This is a genomic window from Streptomyces sp. CB02414 (genome assembly GCF_001905385.1).
Classification (GTDB): domain Bacteria; phylum Actinomycetota; class Actinomycetes; order Streptomycetales; family Streptomycetaceae; genus Streptomyces.
Window position 1 is genome coordinate 335,736 of the sequence record NZ_LIPF01000010.1, and the last position, 22,407, is coordinate 358,142.

Consider the following 22,407-nt stretch of genomic DNA (forward strand, 5'->3'; position numbering starts at 1 on the left):
TCGGCGAGCAGATCACCAGAAGTGAGATTCCCCGGCCTGTCCTTGCCTCCGCCGGTGATTCACTGGTACTTCTGCCGGATGACGACGTATACCCCGGACCCCACCGACTGGCTCATCCTGGACGCCCTCCAGCGCAACGGGCGGGCGGGGTACGCGGAGTTGGCGCGTGCCGTCTCGATGTCCGCCAGCGCGGTGACCGAGCGGGTGCGCCGGATGGAGGAGGCGGGGATCATCCAGGGGTACGCGGCGGTCGTCGACCCGGAGCGGCTGGGGCTGCCGATCCTGGCCTTCGTGCGGCTGCGCTACCCGGTCGCCAACTACAAGCCGTTCCACGACCTGGTGGCGGTCACGCCCGAGATCCTGGAGGCGCACCACGTGACGGGGGACGACTGCTTCGTCATCAAGGTCGCGGCCCGTTCGATGCGGCACCTGGAAGAGGTGTCCGGCCGGATCAGCGCGCTGGGGTCGGTCACCACGAGCGTCGTCTACTCCTCGCCGCTCCCCCGCCGGCCGCTGGGCCGCTGAGTACGGCCCGGTCGGCCGGATTCCTCAGCCGGTGCCCCGCTGCCGCAGCACCGACCCCGACCGTCCCTTCACGACCTCCAGCTGGGCGTGGACGCGCCGGCGGAGGTCGGCGACGTGGCTGACGATGCCGACGCTGCGGTCCCGCTCGCGCAGTGCGTCGAGTACGTCGAGGACCTCGTCGAGGGTCTGGTCGTCGAGGCTGCCGAAGCCCTCGTCGATGAAGAGGGTGTCCAGACGCACTCCGCCGGCCTCGTCCGTGACGACGTCGGCGAGGCCCAGCGCGAGGGCGAGGGAGGCGAAGAACGTCTCGCCGCCGGAGAGTGTGGCCGTGTCGCGCTCGCGGCCGGTCCAGGCGTCGACGACGTGCAGTCCGAGGCCGCTGCGGCCGCGTCCGGTCCGGTCGTCGGAGTGGACGAGGGTGTAGCGGCCGGAGGACATGCGCCGCAGGCGGGCGGTGGCGGCGGCGGCGACCTGTTCGAGGCGGGCCGCCAGGACGTAGGACTCCAGGCGCATCCGGCGTTCGTTCTCCGCCGAGGTGCCCGCGGTCAGGGTGGCGAGCCGGGCGACGCGGTCGTGTTCCTGTCGCAGCGGGGCGAGGCCGTGCACGGAGGTGGTGGCACGGTCGGAGAGCCGGTCCAGCTCGGCGCAGCGCCGGGCGGCGGCGTCGCGGGCCGATGCGGCGTCGCGCAGGCGGCGGCCGGCGTCGGCGGCGGCGCGTTCGGCCGCGGCCGGGTCGGCGGGCGGGCGCTGGGCCGCGGCGGCGGTGTCGGCCTCGGTGAGGACGGCGTGGACGGCGGCCTCCTCCGCGTCCCAGGCGTCGAGCCGGCGCTGCAGTTCGCGGTGGGCGTCGTCGTCGAGCAGCGCGGCGGCGGCTTCGCGCGGGGTGTCGAAGCCCGCGCGGTAGGCGGCGTCGGACAGGCGGGCGTCGGCGTCCTTGAGCCGCTGCGCCGTGTCCTCGGCGGCCCGGGAGGTGTCGGCGGCCTCGGTGAGCAGCGCGGCCCGGCGTTCGAGCTGCGCGGCCCGGGCCGCCACGCTGCCGGCGGTGCCGCGGGCCCGCACCAACTCCTCCTCCAGCGCAGCCCGTTCCGTCTCCAGCCGTTCCCGGTTGGCGACCCGGGAGGCGGTCCGTACGGCCGCCTGCTGCTGGGCCGCGATCCTCCGCTCGCGTTCCTGCTCCGCCCGGCGCAGCTCCTCCTGCGCGGCGTGCAGTCCGGAGGCGGCCGCCCGCGCTTCCGAGTACAGCCGCTCCAGTTCCTCGGCCTCCTCGGCGAGCCGTGCGGTGGTCGCGTCCCCGGCCTCCGCCGTGGCGGCGGCCAGTGCCTCCCGTACGGTGCCCAGGCGCCGTTCGGCCTCCGCGCGGCGCTCCTCGGCCTTCTGGTGGGCGGCGAGCGCGCGCTCCTCGGCCGCGCGGTCGACGTGCCCGGCGACCTTCCGGGCGGGGGCGGGGTGTTCGGTGGCTCCGCACACCGCGCACGGCGCGCCGTCGGTGAGGTCGGCGGCGAGCTCGGCGGCGATGCCGGCCAGCCGCTGTTCCTTGAGGTCGAGCCACTGGGCACGGGCCTCGACGGCACGCTCGGCCGAGACCAGCGCCTGCCGCCCCGCCTCCTCCGTGTCCAGCGCGAACCGGTCCCGCTGCCGGGCGGCCTGCAGCCGGCGCCGGGCCGGGTCGCGCCGCTCGGCGAGCGGTTCGGCACGGGTCGCGGCCTCCTGGGCGTGCTTGACGCGTGCCTGGAGCCGGTCACGGGCCGGCTCCCAGTCGGCCAGCCAGGCCTCCGCCTCCCGCAGGGCCTCGTCGTCGGCGCGTTCCTGGCGGTCCAGTCCGGCCCGCTCCTCGGTCAGCCCGGCGAGGCGCTGCTCGGCCCGCCGGGCGGAGTCGAGGCCGCCCAGCTCCTGGGCGGCCCGGCGCGCGGCGGCGGCCAGCCCGGCGGTACCGGCGTCCGCGAGGTCGTCCGGGAGCAGGGCACGCGCGCGGGTCTCCGCGTCCGCCGCCCGCCGGTGTTCGGCGTCGGCGGCGTCCCGCAGCTCCAGGGCCGGGGCCACCGCCTCGGCCTTCCGGCTGCGCCGCATGCGCTCCTGCGCCGCGCGGTGGGCGTCGGCCCGCTCGGCCAGCCGCCCCGCCCACTCCCTGGCATCGGCGAACCGCCGCTGCAGCCGGTCCAGTTCCCGTACGCCGTCCAGGTCCCGCTCGGCGGCGGCCTGGGCGGACTCGGCGGCGGCGAGCCGGCTGTCGGCGACGGCCAGCAGCTCCCTGGCCGTGGAGCGGGCGACGGCGGCGGCGCCCAGCACGGTCTCGGCCAGGCCGGGCTCGCCCGGGGCCAGTTCCGGCAGTTCCATGGCCCCGCCGGCGGCCTGCTGCATCCGGTGGGCATCGGCCAGCAGCGCGGCGTCGCCCTCGCGCACCCGTGCCTCCGTCGCGCGGCGCCGCTCGGCGAGGCGCTTCTCGACCTCGGCGAAGCGCCGGGTGTCGAAGAGCCGGCCGAGCAGCTTGCCGCGGGCCTCCGCGTCGGCGCGCAGGAAGCGCGCGAAGTCGCCCTGCGGCAACAGCACGACCTGGCAGAACTGCTCGCGGCTCATGCCGAGCAGCTGGGTGATCTCCTCGCCGATCTCCTGGTGGGAGCGGCTGAGGTCCTTCCAGGCCCCAGTGCCCGCGTCGTACTCGCGCAGCCAGGTCTGGGCCTTGTCGACGGTGGTGCCGACCCCCTTCTTCTTCGGCCGCTCCCAGGGCGGCTGCCGGGTGACCTCCAGCCGCCGTCCGGCGACGGTGAGTTCGAGGCGCACCTCGGTGCGGGTGCCGACGGGCGCGTGGTCGCTGCGCAGGGTCATGCCCTGGCCGCTCTGGCGGGCGCCGGGCACCGAGCCGTACAGCGCGTAGCAGACGGCGTCGAGAACGGAGGTCTTGCCCGCGCCGGTCGGTCCGTGGAGCAGGAAGAGGCCGGCGGCCGACAGGTCGTCGAAGTCGACGCTCTGCGATCCGCCGAAGGGCCCGAAGGCGGTGATGTCGAGCCGGTGCAGTCTCACCGGGCCACCTCCCGCAGGGTGTCGTCGGCGCGCACCGCGTCGAAGGCGTCCCGCAGCACGGTCTGTTCGTGGTCGTCGGGTCCGGCGCCGCGCACGTGGCTCACGAAGTCCTCGGCGATCTGCTGGTCGCTGCGGCCGGCGAGACGCCGCGCGTAGGACACCGCCGGGTCGTCCGGGGCGCGCTCGGGATCGAAGACGAGGCTCAGGGTGTGCGGGAAGCGCTCGGTGAGCCGGGCCATGGGCTCGGCCGGGCGGACCGCGTCGGTGAGGGTCGCCTCGACCCACGCCTCCTCGTGCGCGGTGAGCTCCGGGTCGGCGAGCAGCTCTTCCAGGGTGCCGCGCAGACGGGCCAGCGCGCGCGGCACCGGGCAGTCGACGCGTTCGGCGGTGACCGTACTGTCGGCGTCCAGGTCGACGAGCCACATGCTCTTGCGGTGCGCGGCCTCGGAGAAGGAGTACGGCAGGGGGGAGCCGGAGTAGCGGACGCGCCCGGTGAGGGTCTGACAGCCGTGGAGGTGGCCGAGTGCCACGTAGTCGACGCCGTCGAAGACGCCACAGGGCACGGCGGCGACTCCGCCGACGGTGATGTCCCGCTCGCTGTCGCTCTGCTCGCCGCCGGTGACGAAGGCGTGCGCGAGGACGACGGAACGGGTGCCCCGCGCGCGCGTGGCGAGGTCGGCCCGGACCCGGTCCATGGCGGCGGCGAGAACGGCCTCGTGACCGGCCTTCTCCACCCCGAACTCGGCCTTCACGAGGGCCGGTTCCAGGTAAGGCAGCCCGTAGAAGGCCACGTCGCCGTGCGCGTCGTGCAGCACCACCGGCGACCCGCACCCCGCCGGGTCGGTGCGCAGGTGGATGCCGGCACGGTCGATGAGCCCGGCGCCGACGCCGAGGCGGCGGGCCGAGTCGTGGTTCCCGGAGATCATCACCGTGGGCACGCCGAGGCCGGCGAGGCGGTGCAGGGCGTCGTCGAACAGCTCGACCGCGGCGAGCGGCGGGACCGCCCGGTCGTACACGTCTCCCGACACGACCACGGCCTCGACGCCGTGCTCGCGCACGGTCTCGACGAGGTGGTCGACGAACCCGGCCTGGACGCCGAGCATGTTCACCCGGTGGAACGCCCGGCCGAGGTGCCAGTCGGAAGTGTGCAGCAATTTCATCAAACGGCCCTGACCTGCATATTTCTCTCGGTAACAGCCCCAAGAACCAGCACAAACCGGCACGGGAGGCCCGGGCCGGCACCCACCACGCTAACGCCTGTCGGCACCCGGTTCACCATTGACCTCGCATCGCGGTCCGGCATCGGCCGACACGCACACCGACACAGCACTCCGCCACTTCACCACTTCACCACTTCACATCGGAACAGAATGTGGTCACGGAGGGTGCTGCACTGGTCAGGACGCGCACGGGGTTGGGCGACTTTCAGTCATTGCGTGAAGAAGCGCTGCACAGCGTCAGCCTCTGCTCCTAGATTGGCTCCCTGTTTCAGCAGAACACGGGGGAGAACATGGATCCGGTGACGGCCGTCGCGGCAGCAGGCGTAGCGCTCGTGGTCAAGGGAGCGCTCGAGTCGGCGGGCCAGGAGGCCGGCCGGTCCGGCTGGAGCGGGGGTGCACGACTCGTCGAGCGCATCCGCGCACGGTTCCGCGGCAATACGCAGGCCGAGGGCGCCCTGGACCAGGTGGCGCGTACACCCGACGACGAGGACGCCCAGCAGCAGTTGGAGCGTCAGCTCGCCGCTCACATGTTGCTCGACTCGGGATTCGAGACCGAGATCCGGCGGTTGGTCGACGAGGCCGTCGCCGCCCAGGGCCGCAACGGGGCGCAGATCAGCGCGGCGCTGATCAAGAACGCCCAGGTGTTCAACGGCAAGGTCGAGGTGCAAGGGGACTGGACCACGTCGTAGGGCCGGCTCGGTCCCGCGGGTCGGCGCCGGCGCCACAGCCGGACGACCGCCCGCGTTCGCACATGACCGTGCGTGTCCACATCCCGCCGCCGACGTGAAGGCCGAAAAGCACCATGAGTGAGGACACCCCCGCCGGGGAGACGTCCCGGGGATTCCCGGGCGGCCGGGGCACGCCCGGACACGGAGAGGCACCCCGGGGGGAGACGGACACCCGACGCGACCCCGCCGACGAGAAGGAGTCGCCGGAGAACCGGAAGGGCGACGAGGCGCCCGGCGCCGGACCGCGCGTCGACGCCGAGGAGCACGACGGGCCGGTCAGCGAGCAGGACGCGCTGCGCCTGCTCGTCGACGGCAGCGGACGCGACGACGCCGAACGGCACGAGGCGCTGCGGGCCGGGGCCCTCGCCGACGAGATCGCCCGGAGACTGAACGCCGACGCCTCCGGCACCCGCATCGGCACCCTCGCGCTGTTCAACGACAGCGTCACCTTCGGTGGCGGATTCCACCCCGGAGGCACCCGCGCCGGCGCGAGCGGTCCGGCCGTGGCACCGGCGTCCGCCATGGACTCGGCCGAACTCACCGGCCACACCGAACTCTTCCTGCCACCCGACGGATACGAGGAGGCCGTGGACGCGCTGCGCGAGCGGCGGGTGCTGGTGCTGACCGGCCCGCCCGGCAGCGGGCGGGAGGCGACCGCCGTGAATCTCCTCGCCGAGGCCCAGGTCATGGAGGACGGCGGTGCGGGAGGATGCCACTGGCTGCTGACACCGTCGGCCGTACTGCGGGCGGGCTGGGAACCACCGGTGAAGGACGCCGGATATCTCGCGGTCCTCGAGGACGGACCTGACGGACTGCGCGAGTTCGCGGCCGCCTTCGGCACCTCCGGCGGTGCGGGCCAGTGGGCCTCGGTGGTCTCCGCGCTGCGCTCCGCCGACTGCCTCCTGGTGCTGACCGGCGGACACGACCTGGAGGTCCTGGCGGCCGGCCCCGGCGGCGACCAGGTGGCCCGGCACCCTGTCACCCCTGTCGACCCCCTGGCGCTCGTCGAACGGCGCGTCCTCGGTCACGGCGGCGGCCCGGACGCCCGTGCCGAACTTCACGCCCTGCTGGAACGCACCGGCGCGACCACGGCGCTGCGCGAACAGCCCGCGGCGCGCAACGCCGCGCGGCTGGCCTCCGTGATCCGCGCGGACGGCGACGTGACCGCGGCGGTGGCCCAGCTGCGCGACCCCAGTGAGCAGGTACGCGCCTGGTTCAACCGCTACCGCGAACCGGAGGCGGTCGCCTTCGCCCTTGCCGCGGCCGTCCTCGAGGAATGCGGCTATCTCACCGTCGCGGAGGCCGCGGTGCACCTGCGAGCGGCCCTGACGGAGCCCGATACCGCCCCGCCCGACCTGCGGTTCGCCGACCGGCTCGGGCACGAACAGCAGTGGATCCGACTCGAGCTGCCCGACGAGAGCCGGCTCGCGCCAGGCCCGCCACGGGTCCGCTTTCGCAACGCACTGCTGGCCCAGACCATCCTCGCCTACGCCTGGAACGCGCTCGACGGGCGCCGCGACGCCATCCTCCAGTGGCTGCGTCGGCTGCTGAACCACACCGACCTTCAGGTGCGTGCCCGGGCCGCCGTCGCGGCCGGGGTACTGGCCCTCGCCGACCCGCACTACGCCGTGCACCGCTTTCTGACCACCTGGGCGGGCAGCACGTCCTGGCCGCTGCGCCAGGCCGCCGCCACCGCGCTGGGCGTGGCGGGCAGCCGGCCGGAGACCGCCGAGGCGGTGTGGGAACTGCTGCACCGCTGGGCGCGGGGGGACGCCTCCGCCTACCAGCGGCGCCTGGCCGGCACGGCGGCCAACGCCGTGGGCGGGCTACTGGGCCGCACCGCGCCCGAGCGGGCCGTGGTCGTCCTGCGCGCCGCGCTGGACCGGGAGGGCGACTGGGGCACTCTGCCCGCGGTGGCATGGGGAGGAGTCCATCTCGTCCACCAAAGGCAGACGGCGGCCCTGCTGGACGCCTATCTGGAGTGGTCGGAGCCGCAGGACCTGTCGCCGATGGTCGTCAAGTCACTGTCCGCGTTCGTGTTCGCCGTGTCGGTGCCCTACGAGGAGCCGGTCGTCGACGCGGCCGGGACCGACGCCGACCGCACACGGGTACCCGGCGTTCCCGTCCTGCTGTCCGAACTTCCGCGGTACCCCGAACGGCTCGCGGAGCTCTGGGCACGCGCCCTGGCCCGCAAGCCGGTGCAGGACGCCGCGCTGGACGCCCTGCGCGACTGGATCGACGACTATGCCGACGCCTGTCCCGGTGCTTTGGAGGCCATCGGCGTACTCCTGCTCTCCGTCGCCCGCCGTCCCGGACGGCACCGGGAGCGGCTGACGTGGTGGCTGGAGAAGTGGGCCGCTGACCGCAGGAGCCCGTCCGCCAACGCCGCCGGCCTGCTGCACACGCTCGACCGGGACCGGTGACCCGCCCCGCGCGCACCGCGAGGCCCGCGGCACCGGAAAGAGAGGGGGACACATGGAGGAGCAGACCTACGATCCGATCCTGGGCAGCGAGGAACTGCCCAGGTGGCGGCTGACCAGCCCACTGCGGCCGCCGACTCCCGGCCGGGCCCTGGTCCTGGTCCGGGACAGCGGTCCCTCGCTGACGATTCGCAGCGGAGAGGAGATCCCCTCGTCACGGTTCGGGGTGTACAGCACCGTGTTCACGGTCGACATGACCGAGCACCGGCTCGTCCTGGACATCCCGCTGCTCAGCCGCGACCCCACGTTCAGCTTCCGCAGCCGGGTGGACCTCGTGTGCCGGGTCGCCGATCCTGCCAAGGTGGTCGCGCGGGGCATCCGCGACATGAGCGGTGCCCTTTACGGCTACCTGCGCAAAGCGTTGCGCACGGTGGCCCGGGACTACGACATCGCCGAGTTCCACGAGGCGGAGATGGCTCTCAACGCCTCTCTGGCCGGGTTCGGCGGCGATGACGCGGTGCGGTTGCGCAACATCCAGATCGAACTCCTCGTCGACGAGGACGAGATCGCGACCGCCGGGCGTGAGTTTCGCGACGTCGTGCGCGAGACCCGGCTGGACGGCATGCGCCGCAGGCGGCATCTGGACATGATGCGTGAGGAGGGCGTCGACGGCCTGATCGCCGAGATCATGGAGAAGGAGGGGGCACGCGCCGCCCTCGCCTGGATCGAGAAGGGCGAGGCGGAGAAGCGGGAGGTCCGGCGCGAGGTCATGCGCATGGTCCTGGAGCGCGGCGACGCCGACCGCGAGCCGTTCGAGCAGGCGGAACTGGAACGTGCCGTCCTCGACGAGGTCCTTCGCGACGGTGACGGTCTGTTCGAGACCGCGACTACCCGGCGCGGACGGCTGAGGGGTAGTCTCGCCCGTCCCCTGGAGCCCGGTTCCGGCGAGAGCGACGGCGCGGATCTGACCGGGCGCGACCGTGAGCGCGGACCGCTCAGGGGCGAAGTGCTCCGCGGCCGCCACGAGGCCGCCGACCACGACCGCGGCGGCTCCCGCCCCGAGGACAGGAGCGCCGGCACGGCTCGCGCCCGCCTCTCCGGCACGGCCGGCCGGCCGCCGGGGGGCGCGGCGGCGCCCCCCGAGGACGAGCCGCTGCCGGACGCTTTCGGCGGACCGTCGGACGCCCGGTCGTGGGACCGTCGTGCCGACGGCACCACTGCCGGCCGCACTGGATCGGACCGCGAGGAAGGCGGCCCCGTCGACGGTGCCCACGGGGACGGCAGCCACAGGGGCGGTGGTCGCGTGCCCCCGGGCCGGGGCGGTACCAGCGCGCCGCCCCACGACGGATCGGGGGTCGCCCGCACCGCCGACGGCCCCGCCCGCCCCGGCGACGATCCCGGTCCCCGGCGCAGCCGCGTTCGCGGGACCGCCAAGCGCCCCCGCCCCGGCGGGCCCGGCACCGGCACGCGTGAGGGAGAAACACGATGACCGACCACGACCGCCCGGCCCCGACGGGCGTGCCCCACGGGTACCCGGCCACCCGGCCGCCGCTCCCCCGGCACCGGGCTCCCCTCCCGTCACCCGTCGGCCAGGGACCTTCCACCCCGCTCGGTGCTCCCCTGCCCGGGGCGGAGGGCGGGCCGGGCACTCGACCGGTGCCCCAGCGGATCTGGTGCGTGGACGACGACCAGCAGGGACTGCTGGCCATGTCCGTGTGGACCGAGCGAGTACCGGGCCGCGGCGAGGACGCGGAGCCGTTCATCGCCCATCACAGGCCCAGTTCCCAGGGGCTGCTCGCGGTGTTCGACGGGTCCGGCGGCTCCGGGGCGGCACCGGCGTGGCAGGCCGCCGACGGGAACTCCCGCACCGGCGCCTGGGTAGGCGCCCGGGTGGCGCGGCTGGCCACGGACGTCTGGTTCCACGAAGTGGCCGAGGACGCCGAGACGGCCGCGCCGGAGAGGCTGTGCGAGTACCTCCAGTACTTCCTGGAACACGCTCCCCAGCGCCGTAGCAAGATCAGCGGCACCATGCGCCGTCGGTTGCCGACGACCCTCGCGGCGCTGCACTACCGGCTGGCGCCCGCCCGTGACGAGCCGGAGCTGGAACTGCGGCCACTGTGGGCAGGCGACTCGCGCGCCTACGTGCTCAGTCCCGGAGCCGGGCTTCAGGTCCTCACCCGCGACCACACCCGGGAGGCCGACGCCCTGGAACTGTTGCGGACCGATCCGCCGATGACCAATCTGGTCTGCGCGGACCGTGACTTCACGGTGGACAGCCAGCGGCTGACGTATCCGCTGCCCTGTGTCCTGGTGACCGCCACCGACGGGTTCTTCGGCTATGTGCACACCCCGGCGGATTTCGAGTCGCTGCTGCTGCGGACCATGCGCGAGGCACACAACGGGGACGAGTGGGCCGACCGGGTACGCCGGGAGGTGCAGGGCTACACCGCGGACGACGCCTCGCTGGCCGTCGTGGCACTCGGCTACCACGGCTTCAAGGACCTGCGGGCGCAGTTCTGGCCCCGTTTGGAGGAGGTGACCGCCCGGTACGTCCGCAGTCGTCCGCAGGGCCTGGACCGTCTGTCCGCCACCGCGGGAGAGACCGGAGGCGGACCGGCCGCGCCGGAGGACCCGGCGGAGCTGCCGGCCAGGGTCCGTGCCTGGCAGGACAGCACCTGGCACACCTACCGCCCCGACTACGAGACCCACCTGCCCCTGGCACCCGAGGAGCACGCATGAAGCAGGGCGATGTCATCGGGGGCTACCGCATCACGAGCGAGCCCACGAACGCCAACGGCGGCAAATGCATATGGGCGTTCGCCGAGAAGGACGGCCACCAGTACTTCATCAAGCGGTTCCTGGAGCCCAAGCGGCCTCGGGACGACGCGGCGGAATCACCGAGCGTGCGCATCCGCCGGCAGGTGGCCCGCGAGTTCGAGAACCGGCACCGCACGATCATGAAGCGGTTGCGTCCCGACGCACGCGGCGGCGGCAACCTGGTGCTGGCCACGGACTTCTTCCACGAGGGCAGCACCTATTACAAGGTCACCGAGCGGATCGACACCTCCAGCCTGGAGAAGCCGCAGGCGCTGGAGCCCCGGCAGAAGATGGTGCTGCTCAAGACACTCGGCATGAGCCTCAAGCAGCTGCACGACATCGACGTCGTGCACGGCGATCTCAAGCCGCTGAACGTGCTGGTGCAGAAGCGGGACGGCGCCGCCTTCCACACGGCGAAGCTGATCGACTTCGACGACTCCTACGTGTCCGGAAGCCCGCCGGAGCCCGACGACATCGCGGGTGACTCGGTGTACGGGGCCCCGGAGTGGCGCCGCTACATGCAGCGCGACGACTCGGTGGGCCCGCGGCACCTGACCTGTGCGGCTGACGTCTTCGCTCTCGGCCTGATGACCCACCTGTATCTCACGGGTGAACTGCCGCACCTCGACGACCGGTACGGCTCCCCCGCGGACGCCGTCAACGCGGGTGACCACCTGGAACTGGACACCCGGTTGTCGGACGCCATGCTGGGCCTGCTGCGTGCCATGACGGCCCGGACCCCCGGCGCCCGACCACGGATGGCAGCGTTCCTGAAAGCGCTGGCCGACCCGAAGGTGTGTGCCCTCCAGCCACGGCGCCCGGGCACCAGCGGGCCGAAGAAGCCTGCGGTGCCTGCCACCGAAACCGAGCCGGGTACCGCCAAGCCCGCCGGGTCCGGGCCGCGCACCAGCCGGATCAAGGCCAACCTGACACCGCGTCCGCGCACCGCGGGCCCGGCCGGCGCAACCCCGCCGTCCCCGCCGTCCCCGGTCGAGGACGATTCCGCCGCACCGCCCGCCACCCCGGCAACCCCGTCGGCCGGAGCATCCGGGGCACGTTCCTCCCGCGTCCGCATCAACCTCGGTCACCGGCGCCCCCGCTCCGGCCCTTCGTGACCTCTCGCCGCGCGCCCGACCCATCCGAACGACCAGGAGAGTCCCGTATGAGCAACATCGAGCAGTACCAGGGAAATCTGCAGTACGCCGTCGACATCGTGCTGTGCGTCGACGCGACGGGCAGCATGTTCCCCGTCCTCGACAACGTGAAGTCGAGCGCCCTGCAGTTCCACGACCGGCTCAACGACGTGATGGGCAAGAAGGGCAAAGCGATCAGCCAGCTGCGGCTGAAGGTGATCGCCTTCCGCGACTTCGGCGAGGACGCCTCGGACGCCATCCAGCAGACCGGTTTCCTGCGGCTGCCCGAACAGGCGCGCGACTTCGAGGAGTTCGTCCGCGGCATCGACGCGTCCGGAGGCGGCGACATTCCCGAGTCCGGTCTGGAGGCGCTCGCGCTGGCCGTCAACTCGCCGTGGGAGACGGGGCTGGACCGACGCCGCCACGTCATCGTGATGTTCACCGACGCTCCGGCCCACCCGCTGGGCGCCCACGCCTCCGTTCCGTCGTACCCGGCTGAGATCCCGCGCAGCCTGGACGACCTGTTCGAGCAGTGGGGGTACGCCCGCAGCCAGACGGCGGTCATGGAGCAGTCCGCGAAGCGGCTGGTGCTGTTCGCGCCTGAACAGGCGCCCTGGTCCGATCCGATCGCCGAGGAGTGGGACCTGACGCTGCACTTCGCGTCCAAGGCGGGTCAAGGTCTCGAGGAGTTCGAGATGGACGAGATCATCGAGACGATCGCGAACAGTCTGTGAGGCTCGACTGGCCGGACTTCCGGCTGGAGTGCGACGAGGCCACGGGACGGTTGTCCTTCCACTGGGTCCGGTTCTGCGGCTTCGAGACGCACGTGCGCCACTGCGCCCACGTCAGGCTGGTCCCGCAGGGCGCGGACGGATGGTGCCAGTGGATCTTCCAGCTTGCCGTGCGTGAGGGGCCGACCCCCGGGCTCGTCGTGGTCCGGGTGGACGTCCCGCCGGACCGGGTTCCCGAGGCGGAGGAGTACACCGATCTGTTGCGCCGCCGCTTCGGCGTCCCCGACCACCGTGAGGAGGGCCCCGAGGAGGAGCCACTGGAACGGGTGCCGCAGGACGCGCCGGAGTGGGTCACGGCGCCTGCGGGGGCGGCCACGGAGGAACTGTTCGGAACCGTGATGACCCGTGTCGCCGAGGACACCGGCTGACGGTCCGGCACCGGCCGGACGGGACGAGGGAAGAGGAGGGCGCGGCGGGTGGCGGCATCGGCCAACTGGCGTTGCGCGGACTGCGACACGTACAACGGCCCCGCGGAGGCGTTCTGCGAGGCCTGCGGCGGCACCCGGCGCGGTGCCGCGTCGGCCAAGGCCCCGCCGGCCGGCCGGGCCACCGGGAAGGGCGCGGCGAAGCCGACGCCCGAACCGGCTGCGAAGGCGACGTCGAAGCCGACGGGCCCCGCCCGCCCCGCCGCCAAGCGGCCGGGCGGCGGAGGGCGCCCGGCCGGAAACTGGCGTTGCGCGAAGTGCGACACGAACAACGCGCGCACGGACCTGTCCTGCATCGTGTGCGGTACCGGCTGGCGTTCGTCGGCGAAGAAGACGGCGCCGAAGCCGTCGGCGTCCGCGAAGAAGTCGCCCGGGAAGAAGGCCACGCCCGCCGGGACTCCGCCCAAGAAGCCTTCGCCGAAGCGGTCGACGCCGGCCGCTCCGGCGAGCCGCGCCACACCCGGCCCCTCGCGCCCCGGCTCATCCGGTGCCGCGGCCGCGTCGTCGCGTCCACGACCGGGCACCGCCTCGGGCGTCACTCGGCCGCGGAGCGAAGCAGGGGTCTTCTTCCCTTCCTCCGGCACGGGCTATCGCCCGGCCCCGACGCCCACGCCGACTCCCCCACCGCGACGCCCGGACCCGGTCCGCACGCCCAGCCCCAAACCGCGCGGCACCCCTCCCCGGCCCGCCAAGCAGGGCGGATGCGGGACCGGCTGTCTGGGCTTCGTCCTGGTCCTGTTCGTGCTCGGCCTGCTGGCCCGCGGCTGCGACGGTGTCTTCGACTCGGGTGACGACTCGTCCGGCTCGGGCGACACCCGCACGGCGGCCGACTGCCCGGCTCGTATCGCGGCGGAGATTCCCGGCGGCGCGAGCGCCGAGCTGGTCCAGGCGTTCCGAACGACGAACAAGCAGATCACCCTGTGTCGCACCGAGTCCGGAGCGCTCTACTACTACGGCGAGTTCAGCGACGGGCGCGAGCCCGGCATCGCCATGGAGGCGGAGGAGACGAGCACCGGATTCGAGGCCCGCAACGGCGTCTACCGGTACGAGATCCACGACGGCGTCGTGACCATCTACCAGTCGGGCACGCGCATCGGCGAGGAGACCCTCGTCCCGGAGCCGTCGCCCACCTGACCGCCGGGCCCGTTTCAGGCGTCCCCGTACGCCTCTCCGCCCAGCTCGAACCCGGCCGATCCCGCGGTGGCGTCCGCGAGCCACGCGCGGAAGGTGTCCACGTCGGCCTCCGGCAGTCCGATCTCGATGGTGACCGCCTCGGCGTACCGGACGTCGCGCACCGCGCGTCCCGACGTGCGCAGGTCGTTCTGGAGCTTCCCGGCGCGCTGGTGGTCGACGGTCACGGTGGCCAGGCGGAACCGGCGGCGGGTGAGGGTGCCCAGGTCGTCCAGGGCTTCGCCGACCGCGCCGCCGTACGCGCGGATGAGTCCGCCCGCGCCGAGCTTGACCCCGCCGTAGTAGCGGGTGACGACGGCGACGACGTAGCGCATGTCGCGGCGGAGCAGCATCTGGAGCATGGGGACGCCGGCGGTGCCGCCGGGCTCGCCGTCGTCACTGGCCTTCTGCACGCCGGCGTCGGCCCCGATGACGTACGCCCAGCAGTTGTGGGTGGCGTCCGCGTGCTCCTTGCGCACGCCCGCGATGAACTCCTGGGCCTCCTGCTCGGTGGCGGCCGGGGCGAGGGCGCACAGGAAGCGGGAGCGGTTGATCTCGGTCTCGTGCACACCCGCGCGGGCGACCGTGCGGTACTCGTCCTGCATCCGCCCAGCCTATGCGCTCGCCGGATCCCGCCCCTCGGCGCGGTCGTCCTGGTCGGGGCGGCGGCCGCCGCGTCACTGCGGGGCCCCGACGTCCCGGGCGAGGTGGAGGCCGAGGAACCGGTCGGCGTAGGCGTAGGTCTCGAACCGGGCTCCGTCGGGCAGGTCCGGTGCCGTCTCCACCTGGCCCAGGACCCGCAGCACCCCGGGCGCGTCCACGTCGTTCTCCCAGGCGGTCCGCAGCCGGTCGCGCACCTCGCCGGGCACCGGGCGCGACGGCTGCCGCGCCCAGGCGGCGACCGCGCGGCGCCAGCGGGCGAGGGTGTCGCGGGCGTCGTCCAGCGCGGTCGCGTCGAGCTCCACGCGCGCGTGGTGGTTCTGTGCCAGCAAGGCGAGACGCAGGGCGTCGGGGTCGGAGAGGTCGGGCGCGGACGGTTCCGCCGCGGCCACCGCGACCGTCGTCCCCTCGGGAGCCGCGCCGCCCTCGCGCACCACGTGCACGGTCTGGCCGGCGCCCGGGCCGAAGGCGCCGGCGTCCTCGAAGGGGCGGATGCCGAGGGCGGCCGCCGCGTCGCGCAGCCGGGTCCCGTCCTTCCCGTCGCTCAGCAGCGCCCACGCGGGCGTGCCGTCGAGTTCCAGGGCGCGGATCAGCAGGTCGGCGACGAGCAGCACACGCGCCCCGGCCGTCCCGGGACCCGGCGCGTGGACGTGGACGCGGGTCGGGCCCCGCCGGGCGGGCGCGGCGGGAACGGGCTGTCCGGTTCGGGCGTCGATGATGCGCAGCACGGGGTGAGCGTAGGCGTGGTGGGGCCGTGCCGCACCGGGGGCGCGCTCGCCGGCCGTTCACCCTTTCCCTCGGGAATCCCGGGACCGCGCCGTCCGTTGTCCCACCGGAAGGCCCGACACGCGAGTCGTCCAGGAGTCCAAGGAGGCCGCCGGTGTACGGCGACGAGGCAACCGCCCGCAAGATCCTCACCGAGCTCGGCGACACCTGGGCCGTGGTCGGCCTGTCGTCCAACCGGCAGCGCGCGGCGTACGGGGTCGCCGAGGTGCTCCAGCGCTTCGGCAAGCGCGTCGTACCCGTGCATCCCAAGGCGGAGACGGTGCACGGGGAGCAGGGTTACGCCTCCCTGGCGGACATCCCCTTCGAGGTGGACGTCGTGGACGTCTTCGTCAACGGCGAGCTGGCCGGCGCGGTCGCCGACGAGGCGGTCGCGAAGGGCGCCGCCGCCGTCTGGTTCCAGCTCGGTGTGATCGACGAGGCCGCGTACGAGCGGACCCGGGCCGCGGGCCTGGACATGGTGATGGACCGCTGCCCCGCGATCGAGATCCCCCGGCTCGGCTGAGTCCGCACCGCCCGTCAGGCCGCCGCGTGGGCGTCAGGCGACGCCCAGCCCTTCGAGGACCACGGCCCCCGGCAGCTCGGCGAAGGCCTTGCCCGGCACCAGGAGCTTGCCGCGCCGGCGTCCGCTGCCGACGAGGACGTACGGCAGGTCGACGACGGCCGGGTCCACCAGCACGGGCCAGTCGGCGGGCAGGCCGACCGGGGTGATGCCGCCGTACTCCATGCCGGTCTCGCCGGTCGCCGTGTCCATGGACGCGAAGGATGCCTTGCGGGCGCCCAGGTGACGGCGTACGACACCGTTGACGTCGACCCGGGTGGTGGAGAGCACCACGCAGGCGGCGAGGGTCGTGCCGCCGCCCCGCTTGCCGGTGACCACGACGCAGTTGGCGGACTGTTCGAGCAGCTCACCGCCGTAGTGCTCGACGAACGTGGCGGTGTCGGCCCACTCCGGATCAGTGTCGACGTAGACGATCTGGTCGGCGGGGACGCTGCCGCGCCAGTGGCGTACGGCGTCAGCGACCGGGCGGGTCAGCTCGTCGAGGGCGTCCGGGGCGGGCTTGGCGCTGTCGAAGGTGCCGATGGGTGCGTGCATGGCCGCACGCTAGCAACGGCGGGCGCCGGAGCGGACGGTCGTCTCAGCGGACGGGCGGCACCGAGACCGCCAAGATCATCTCCATCGGTGCGTCGCCCTCGTTGCCGTAGGTGTGGGCGGTGTCGGACTCGAAGGAGGCGCTCGCCCCCGCCGGGACCCGGTGCGCCACGCCGTCGACGGTGAGCGTGAGTTCCCCGGCCGTGACGTGCACCAGCTCGACCGTGCCGGTGGGGTGCGGGTCGGACGGGCTGCTCTCGCCCGGCATCAGCCGCCACTCCCACATCTCCAGCGGGCCGGGCGCCTCCCTCCCGGCGAGCAGCCGGCTGAAGCTGCCCGCGTCGGTGTGCCAGAGCCGTACCGCCTGCTCGGCGGGGACGACGCGGACCGTGGAGCCCTGTTCCCAGTCGAGGAGGGTGGTGATGCTGACGCCGAGTGCGTCGCCGATCTTCACGACCGTGCCGAGGCTGGGGTTGGTGCGGGCCTGCTCGACCTGGATGAGCATGCCGCGGCTGACACCCGCCCGCGCGGCGAGCGCCTCCAGGGTGAAGCCGCGTTCGGCGCGCCAGCGCCTGACGTTGCGCGCCAGGGACTGGGTCAGCAGGTCGAGGTCCGCCACATTCCGTCCATGCGTTGGTTCACTGATCCGGGCGACGCGGTGCGGTGCCCCGGACCGCCGTCGGCCGCACCCGAACGTTCACCGAACTGTACTGCGGGGGCGCCCTGAACCGTACCGCCGGGCGCCCGAACCCTCAGCTCTCGCCCGCCGGTTCCGCCAGTTTCCCCGCCGTCGCCGGCCGGTCGTCCAACTCGGCGAGCCGGGCCACCGCCTCGTCGTCCAGTTGCGACAGCGCCCGGAGCTGTCCGGGCGTGATCCCGTCGGGTATCGGCACGGGAGCGGGCGTCCGCAGGGGCGGCTGCCAGCCGGCGTCGGGCGTCCAGCGCCGTACGACCCGTGCGGGGGCGCCCGCCACCACCGCGTGGTCGGGGACCGTGCCCCGGACCACCGCGCCGGCGGCCACCACCACGTTCCGGCCGACGCGGGCGCCGGGCAGGATCACCGCGCCGGTCCCGATCCAGCAGCCGGGGCCGATCTCCACCGGGTCCATGCGGGGCCACTGCTTGCCGATGGGCTGGTGCGGGTCGTCGTAGGAGTGGTTGGTGGAGGTGACGTAGACGTACGGGCCGAAGTAGCAGTCGCTGCCGATGGTGACCGTGGTGTCCGCGATGACGTGGCTGCCGCGGCCCAGGACGACTCCGTCGCCGATGCGCAGGATCGGCTCGGGCCCCAGATCCAGGTCGGGCATGAGTCCGGCGGTGAGGGTGACCTGCTCGCCGATGATGCAGTGGGCGCCGACGTGGATCCAGGGCTCGCCGAAGACCGTGCCGAGGGGGAAGGCGAGGCGGGTGCCCGTGCCGAGGGCGCCGAAGCGGAAGCGTCCGGGGTGTGCGGCGGTGACGGAGCCGGTGCGCTGCACCCAGGCCCAGCCCGCGTGGACGGCCCGCTGCGCGAGGCGGGTCCGCCAGGACGGATACGTGTTCTTGCGCTTCGGCACCCGCTCACGGTAGTCCGCGTGCCCTGCGGCCATGACGCGGGAGGCCTGTGATCTTCACCCCACCGGGTGGCGTACGGTGCCGTACATCACCCCGGGTATCACCCGAACAGGAGGCGAAGATGACGCAGCAGGCGCTGATCACGGGCATCGGCGGCAGGGAACCGAAGGTGGACGCGGAGGCCTTCGTGGCACCGACGTCCTCGGTCGTCGGCGACGTGACGCTGCACGCCGGGGCGAGCGTCTGGTACGGGGCGGTGCTGCGCGGCGACGTCGAGCGGATCACCGTCGGCGCGGACAGCAACGTCCAGGACAACTGCACGCTCCACGCCGACCCCGGTTTCCCCGTCACGGTCGGCGAGCGGGTCTCCATCGGGCACAACGCCGTGGTGCACGGGGCCGTCGTCGGTGACGACTGTCTCATCGGCATGGGGGCGACGGTCCTCAACGGCGCGGTGATCGGCGCCGGGTCGCTGGTCGCCGCGCAGGCGCTGGTACCGCAGGGCATGGAGGTGCCGCCGGGGTCGCTGGTGGCGGGGGTGCCGGCGAAGGTGAAGCGGGAGCTGACGGAGGAGGAGCGTCAGGGGGTCACGCTGAACGGCACGATGTACGCGGCGCTGGCCTCGCAGCATCGGGAAGCGTTTACTGAGTGACGGCGAGAGGCCGTCCGCGGGTTGTTCGTGGTTGCTCGCGCCGTTCCCCGCGCCCCTGTCGGGGCGCCTCAGTCCCCGGCGGTCAGAGGCTGGGCCTTGGCCGCCTTGCGCCTCAGGATCAGCATCGACGCGATGCCGATGGCCACGGCCAGCACCAGGCCCAGCCACGAGAAGCGCTTCAGCCAGGACTCGGCGACGACGCCGACGTAGTAGATGACGGCGGTGGTGCCGCCCGCCCAGACGATGCCGCCGAGGACGTTGGCGACCAGGAACTTCCAGTACGGCATCCGCAGCACACCGGCGAGCGGACCCGCGAAGATGCGCAGCAGGGCGACGAAGCGGCCGAAGAACACGGCCCACATGCCCCACTTCTGGAAGGACCGTTCGGCGGTGGCGATGTGCCCCTCGCTGAAGTGCTTGGGGAACTTCTTCCCCAGCCGGGCCAGCAGTGGCCGACCGCCCTTGCGGCCGATGGCGTACCCGATGGAGTCGCCGATCACCGCGCCGGCGCTGGCGCAGGCGCCCAGGACGAGCGGGTCGATGCCGCCGTGCTGGGAGGACAGCAGGGCCGCCGAGACCAGGATGATCTCGCCCGGCAACGGGATGCCCAGGCTCTCCAGTGCGATGACGAGTCCGACCACGGCGTAGACGGCCACCGCGGGCACCGTGTCGAGCCACTCCTGGACGTGCAACGCCACACCCTCCGATTCGCGCCCCTGCTTCCGGGTCCGGGTGGGCCTGACTGCCGCTTCCCGGGTCGCCTCGACCGAGGCGACCCGGGAAGCCTACCTGTTCAGCGGGTGTCAGCCGTTGGGACGCAGGGTCCAGGTGACGGTCATCTCACCGGTCACGGCGCCGTCCTCGCGCTGGATGGTGACGCCGACCGGGAACTCGGGGCGGCTGCCCGCGTCCAGCTCCGCCACGACCTCGGCGATCGGGCGGCCGAGCGTCGCCGTGGCGGTGACCGGGCCGAGCGCGATCTTCTTGAAGGCGATCTCCGCGGTGACCGGCAGCGGCACCGCCCGGGAGAGCTGGTCGCCGAAGGCCGCCAGCACGATCGCGCCGCTGGCCGACTCGCCCAGGGTGAACATGGCTCCGGCGTGCGGTCCGCCGACGTGGTTGCGGTACTCGCTCTGGTCCGGGAGGGCCAGTACGGCCTTCTCCGGCGTGGTCTCCAGGTACTCGAGGTTCAGGGTCCTGACCATCGGCACCGTGGCGGCGAGCAACTCGCCTATCGACATCTGGTCTGCGCTCATGGACGACAGGTTACCCGTGAGTAGCATCCGAGGACCAGGCACGCCGAATGATCGCCGTATGCTTGTCGGCCATGTGGCCAGGAGAACAGCCGTCCGCCGGCGGACCGAACTCGCAGCGTCCCGACCCGTATCCGCGGCCCGGCCACCAGCCGCCCCAGCCCTACGCCGGGCAGCCCCCGTACGCCGGGCAGCCCCAGCCGTACGCCGGGCAGTCGCCCTACGCGGGCCAGCAGCCGCCCGCGGCCTGGCACACCCCCGCGTTCACGGGCGCCCCGCCGCCCGGCCGGCGACCGGGCGGCGGCCGTACGAAGGTGGTGGCGATCGTGGCAGCCGCGGCCGTCGTGGTCGCCGCCGCCGTCACGGGGACTCTCCTGCTGGGCGGCGGTGACGACCGGGCCGAGCCCGGCCCCACCGCCTCCTCGGCGCCCGCGTCGGCCGCCGGTGCGGACGGACCGCGGGCGACCGTCGAGGGCTGGCAGGCCGTCACCAACCCCGACCTGGGCATCGCCTTCGACGTGCCGGCCTCCTGGGTGCCGAAGGTGCCCACCTGGGTCACCTACGTGGCGGAGAACGACGACCCCGAGGACAAGCCCCTGGTCGCCATGAGGGCCCCGGCCGTCCTCGAGGAGAAGTGGTGCGCGGCGGACAGCGACCGGGACGGCTGGGTCGACCACGTCCCCCTGGCCAGTGCGGGCACCCGGGGCAACGACGGGGCGCGCGGCACCGAGGAGATCGCCCGGAAGGACTCGGCGGCCTGGGTCTACGGGGCCTTCGCCCAGCCGGCGCACGACAAGGTGACGACGGGACCGGTGACCTCCTTCACCACGTCCTCCGGCATCGCGGGCAGCGTCGCCACCTCCCGGTCGACCGGGGTCGAGAAGCGGGACAAGTGCGACGTGGACGGCAAGGCGACGACGTTCGCCTTCGAGACCGCAGACGGCGACCTCGTCTCCTGGTCGTTCTACGGTGCGGCGGACGTCGCCGACGAGGTGCCGGACGGCACCGTCCGGAAGATCCTCGCCACCGTTCGGTACGTCCCTGACAAAGGGCAGTGACCGAATCGTGTCCTCGGCGGCATTAGGGTGACTGCTCATGTGGCCAGGACAGCAGCCGCCCGGGGGCGAGCAGAACCCGCAGAACAATCCGCCGAACAATCCGCAGAACAACCCGTACCAGCAGCCGGGGTACCAGCAGCCGAATCCGTACCAGCAGCCCGGCTACCAGCAGCAGCCCGGCGCGTACGGGCAGCAGCAGTGGAGCACGCCGCAGCCCGTCACCACTCCGATGGCGGCCACCGGCGGCAGCGGTGGCGGTGGCGGGAACCGGACCAAGGTGGTCGCGATCGTCGCGGCGCTCGCGGTCGTGGTGGCCGCCGGGGTCACCGGGTTCCTGGTGCTGGGCGGTGACAAGGACGACCAGGCCGACGACGGCAAGGACAAGAAGCCGACCGCGTCCGCGTCCGCGGAGAAGTCGCAGTCCCCGACCGCCGATCCCAGCGCGTCCGGCACCGGCGACAATCCGCGCGGCGGTGGCGAGCTGAAGCCGACCGTCGAGGGCTGGCAGGTCGTCGCCAACCCGCGCTTCGGCACCATGTTCGACGTGCCCGCCGACTGGGAGCTCGACAGCACCGACACCAGCGTCGGTTTCGAGTGGGAGAAGGAGGACGGCAAGCTCGACCGGACCACGGTCACCGCCCCGGCCTACCTCAAGTCCGAGTGGTGCACCACGGACGAGAACAAGGACGGCCGCAAGGAGAGCACCGCCCTCGCCACCGCCGGTACGCGCGGGGAGAGCGGCGCCAAGGACACGAACATGGCGGCCGAGACCCGGGTGCCGTGGTGGATCTTCGGCGGTTACACCCAGCCGGACAAGAAGAGCGTCAAGTACGGCAAGCCGAAGGCGTACACGACCGCCTCCGGCCTCGAGGGCAGCGTCATCACGGCGCACTCAGAGGGCACGCCCCAGAAGGGGAAGTGCGACAGCGAGGGCAAGGCGATCACCTTCGCCTTCAAGAACGGCGCCGGGGACTTCGTCACCTGGAACCTCTACGGCGCCAAGGGCGTCAAGGAAGAGGTGCCGGAGGCCACGATCCAGAAGATCCTGAGCACCGTCCGCCTCACCGAGGAGCCTCCGACCGAGTCCTAGGAACCCGGTACTCAGCC

At 73.4% G+C, this 22,407-nt stretch carries 22 protein-coding genes; 13 read left to right on the plus strand and 9 right to left on the minus strand.

The features are described 5' to 3' along the window. Positions 1-78 precede the first annotated feature (78 nt). Positions 79-525, plus strand: coding sequence for an Lrp/AsnC family transcriptional regulator (locus AMK11_RS30845; RefSeq protein ID WP_073731393.1), 447 nt, complete (start codon positions 79-81; stop codon positions 523-525). A 24-nt stretch (positions 526-549) separates the two neighbouring features. Here AMK11_RS30845 and AMK11_RS30850 read toward each other — a convergent pair whose 3' ends face one another. Next, the gene (locus AMK11_RS30850; protein WP_073731394.1) at positions 550-3,543 is read right to left on the minus strand and encodes an AAA family ATPase; all 2,994 of its coding nucleotides are present in this window, start codon (positions 3,541-3,543) and stop codon (positions 550-552) included. Beyond that, complete coding sequence (locus tag AMK11_RS30855) at positions 3,540-4,703, minus strand: exonuclease SbcCD subunit D (protein WP_073731395.1); 1,164 nt, start codon at positions 4,701-4,703, stop codon at positions 3,540-3,542. Before AMK11_RS30855 ends, AMK11_RS30850 begins: the two co-directional genes overlap by 4 nt. 350 nt (positions 4,704-5,053) lie before the next feature. Here AMK11_RS30855 and AMK11_RS30860 point away from each other — a divergent pair, with 350 nt between their 5' ends. From AMK11_RS30860 to AMK11_RS30895, 8 genes are all read left to right on the plus strand, one after another. Continuing rightward, positions 5,054-5,452 (plus strand): hypothetical protein, encoded by a 399-nt coding sequence (locus tag AMK11_RS30860; protein ID WP_073731396.1) that lies wholly within the window; start codon positions 5,054-5,056, stop codon positions 5,450-5,452. A 113-nt stretch (positions 5,453-5,565) separates the two neighbouring features. Then, positions 5,566-7,914 (plus strand): hypothetical protein, encoded by a 2,349-nt coding sequence (locus tag AMK11_RS30865; RefSeq protein ID WP_073731397.1) that lies wholly within the window; start codon positions 5,566-5,568, stop codon positions 7,912-7,914. Positions 7,915-7,966: 52 nt separating this feature from the next. Next, a complete protein-coding gene (locus tag AMK11_RS30870) occupies positions 7,967-9,400 on the plus strand; it encodes a hypothetical protein (RefSeq protein ID WP_073731398.1) in 1,434 nt (477 codons plus the stop codon). After that, complete coding sequence (locus tag AMK11_RS37645; protein WP_241847111.1) at positions 9,397-10,650, plus strand: serine/threonine protein phosphatase; 1,254 nt, start codon at positions 9,397-9,399, stop codon at positions 10,648-10,650. Before AMK11_RS30870 ends, AMK11_RS37645 begins: the two co-directional genes overlap by 4 nt. Then, positions 10,647-11,843: a protein kinase domain-containing protein gene (locus AMK11_RS30880; protein WP_073731399.1), complete on the plus strand. Its 1,197-nt coding sequence runs from the start codon at positions 10,647-10,649 to the stop codon at positions 11,841-11,843. Before AMK11_RS37645 ends, AMK11_RS30880 begins: the two co-directional genes overlap by 4 nt. A 47-nt stretch (positions 11,844-11,890) precedes the next feature. Next, positions 11,891-12,595, plus strand: coding sequence for a vWA domain-containing protein (locus tag AMK11_RS30885; RefSeq protein ID WP_073731400.1), 705 nt, complete (start codon positions 11,891-11,893; stop codon positions 12,593-12,595). Beyond that, the gene (locus AMK11_RS30890) at positions 12,592-13,020 is read left to right on the plus strand and encodes a hypothetical protein (protein ID WP_073731401.1); all 429 of its coding nucleotides are present in this window, start codon (positions 12,592-12,594) and stop codon (positions 13,018-13,020) included. Before AMK11_RS30885 ends, AMK11_RS30890 begins: the two co-directional genes overlap by 4 nt. 48 nt (positions 13,021-13,068) lie before the next feature. Then, positions 13,069-14,211, plus strand: coding sequence for a hypothetical protein (locus tag AMK11_RS30895; protein WP_073731402.1), 1,143 nt, complete (start codon positions 13,069-13,071; stop codon positions 14,209-14,211). A gap of 14 nt (positions 14,212-14,225) precedes the next feature. On the opposite strand, the gene AMK11_RS30900 is transcribed toward AMK11_RS30895, so the two are convergent. After that, entirely contained in the window at positions 14,226-14,852 is a 627-nt protein-coding gene (locus AMK11_RS30900; RefSeq protein WP_073731403.1) for a YigZ family protein, read from the minus strand. 72 nt (positions 14,853-14,924) lie between these two features. After that, positions 14,925-15,635 carry a hypothetical protein gene (locus AMK11_RS30905; RefSeq protein WP_073731404.1) on the minus strand — a complete coding sequence of 237 codons (711 nt, stop codon included), beginning with the start codon at positions 15,633-15,635 and terminating at the stop codon, positions 14,925-14,927. Between the two features lie 152 nt (positions 15,636-15,787). Here AMK11_RS30905 and AMK11_RS30910 point away from each other — a divergent pair, with 152 nt between their 5' ends. Continuing rightward, complete coding sequence (locus tag AMK11_RS30910) at positions 15,788-16,195, plus strand: CoA-binding protein (RefSeq protein WP_073731405.1); 408 nt, start codon at positions 15,788-15,790, stop codon at positions 16,193-16,195. A gap of 33 nt (positions 16,196-16,228) precedes the next feature. On the opposite strand, the gene AMK11_RS30915 is transcribed toward AMK11_RS30910, so the two are convergent. The 3 genes from AMK11_RS30915 to AMK11_RS30925 form a co-directional block, all read right to left on the minus strand. Beyond that, positions 16,229-16,786: a YbaK/EbsC family protein gene (locus AMK11_RS30915; protein ID WP_073731406.1), complete on the minus strand. Its 558-nt coding sequence runs from the start codon at positions 16,784-16,786 to the stop codon at positions 16,229-16,231. A 43-nt stretch (positions 16,787-16,829) separates the two neighbouring features. Continuing rightward, the gene (locus AMK11_RS30920; RefSeq protein WP_073731407.1) at positions 16,830-17,402 is read right to left on the minus strand and encodes a helix-turn-helix domain-containing protein; all 573 of its coding nucleotides are present in this window, start codon (positions 17,400-17,402) and stop codon (positions 16,830-16,832) included. 133 nt (positions 17,403-17,535) lie between these two features. Continuing rightward, entirely contained in the window at positions 17,536-18,339 is an 804-nt protein-coding gene (locus AMK11_RS30925; RefSeq protein ID WP_073731485.1) for an acyltransferase, read from the minus strand. A 119-nt stretch (positions 18,340-18,458) separates the two neighbouring features. On the opposite strand from AMK11_RS30925, the gene AMK11_RS30930 reads away from it, so the two are divergent. Further along, the gene (locus AMK11_RS30930; protein WP_073731408.1) at positions 18,459-18,989 is read left to right on the plus strand and encodes a gamma carbonic anhydrase family protein; all 531 of its coding nucleotides are present in this window, start codon (positions 18,459-18,461) and stop codon (positions 18,987-18,989) included. 68 nt (positions 18,990-19,057) lie between these two features. Here the strand turns inward: AMK11_RS30930 and AMK11_RS30935 are convergent, their stop codons facing one another. Then, positions 19,058-19,681 (minus strand): DedA family protein, encoded by a 624-nt coding sequence (locus AMK11_RS30935; RefSeq protein ID WP_073731409.1) that lies wholly within the window; start codon positions 19,679-19,681, stop codon positions 19,058-19,060. 111 nt (positions 19,682-19,792) lie between these two features. Next, complete coding sequence (locus tag AMK11_RS30940; protein WP_073731410.1) at positions 19,793-20,230, minus strand: DUF4442 domain-containing protein; 438 nt, start codon at positions 20,228-20,230, stop codon at positions 19,793-19,795. Positions 20,231-20,316: 86 nt separating this feature from the next. Between AMK11_RS30940 and AMK11_RS30945 the strand changes: the two genes are divergently transcribed. Together AMK11_RS30945 and AMK11_RS30950 are read left to right on the plus strand one after the other, a co-directional pair. Continuing rightward, the gene (locus AMK11_RS30945; protein ID WP_073731411.1) at positions 20,317-21,300 is read left to right on the plus strand and encodes a hypothetical protein; all 984 of its coding nucleotides are present in this window, start codon (positions 20,317-20,319) and stop codon (positions 21,298-21,300) included. A gap of 37 nt (positions 21,301-21,337) precedes the next feature. Further along, positions 21,338-22,390 (plus strand): hypothetical protein, encoded by a 1,053-nt coding sequence (locus tag AMK11_RS30950; RefSeq protein WP_073731412.1) that lies wholly within the window; start codon positions 21,338-21,340, stop codon positions 22,388-22,390. Positions 22,391-22,407: the final 17 nt, after the last annotated feature.

What these genes read in the sequence shown, in the direction of transcription:
- AMK11_RS30870 (WP_073731398.1), top strand. Translation starts at nt 7,967, where the DNA reads ATGGAGGAGCAGACCTACGATCCGATCCTGGGCAGCGAGGAACTGCCC.
- AMK11_RS30860 (WP_073731396.1), top strand. Translation starts at nt 5,054, where the DNA reads ATGGATCCGGTGACGGCCGTCGCGGCAGCAGGCGTAGCGCTCGTGGTC.
- AMK11_RS30950 (WP_073731412.1), top strand. Translation starts at nt 21,338, where the DNA reads ATGTGGCCAGGACAGCAGCCGCCCGGGGGCGAGCAGAACCCGCAGAAC.
- AMK11_RS30945 (WP_073731411.1), top strand. Translation starts at nt 20,317, where the DNA reads ATGTGGCCAGGAGAACAGCCGTCCGCCGGCGGACCGAACTCGCAGCGT.
- AMK11_RS30900 (WP_073731403.1), bottom strand. Translation starts at nt 14,852, where the DNA reads ATGCAGGACGAGTACCGCACGGTCGCCCGCGCGGGTGTGCACGAGACC.
- AMK11_RS30855 (WP_073731395.1), bottom strand. Translation starts at nt 4,703, where the DNA reads ATGAAATTGCTGCACACTTCCGACTGGCACCTCGGCCGGGCGTTCCAC.
- AMK11_RS30885 (WP_073731400.1), top strand. Translation starts at nt 11,891, where the DNA reads ATGAGCAACATCGAGCAGTACCAGGGAAATCTGCAGTACGCCGTCGAC.
- AMK11_RS30845 (WP_073731393.1), top strand. Translation starts at nt 79, where the DNA reads ATGACGACGTATACCCCGGACCCCACCGACTGGCTCATCCTGGACGCC.
- AMK11_RS30865 (WP_073731397.1), top strand. Translation starts at nt 5,566, where the DNA reads ATGAGTGAGGACACCCCCGCCGGGGAGACGTCCCGGGGATTCCCGGGC.
- AMK11_RS30930 (WP_073731408.1), top strand. Translation starts at nt 18,459, where the DNA reads ATGACGCAGCAGGCGCTGATCACGGGCATCGGCGGCAGGGAACCGAAG.
- AMK11_RS30880 (WP_073731399.1), top strand. Translation starts at nt 10,647, where the DNA reads ATGAAGCAGGGCGATGTCATCGGGGGCTACCGCATCACGAGCGAGCCC.
- AMK11_RS37645 (WP_241847111.1), top strand. Translation starts at nt 9,397, where the DNA reads ATGACCGACCACGACCGCCCGGCCCCGACGGGCGTGCCCCACGGGTAC.
- AMK11_RS30915 (WP_073731406.1), bottom strand. Translation starts at nt 16,786, where the DNA reads ATGCACGCACCCATCGGCACCTTCGACAGCGCCAAGCCCGCCCCGGAC.
- AMK11_RS30940 (WP_073731410.1), bottom strand. Translation starts at nt 20,230, where the DNA reads ATGTCGATAGGCGAGTTGCTCGCCGCCACGGTGCCGATGGTCAGGACC.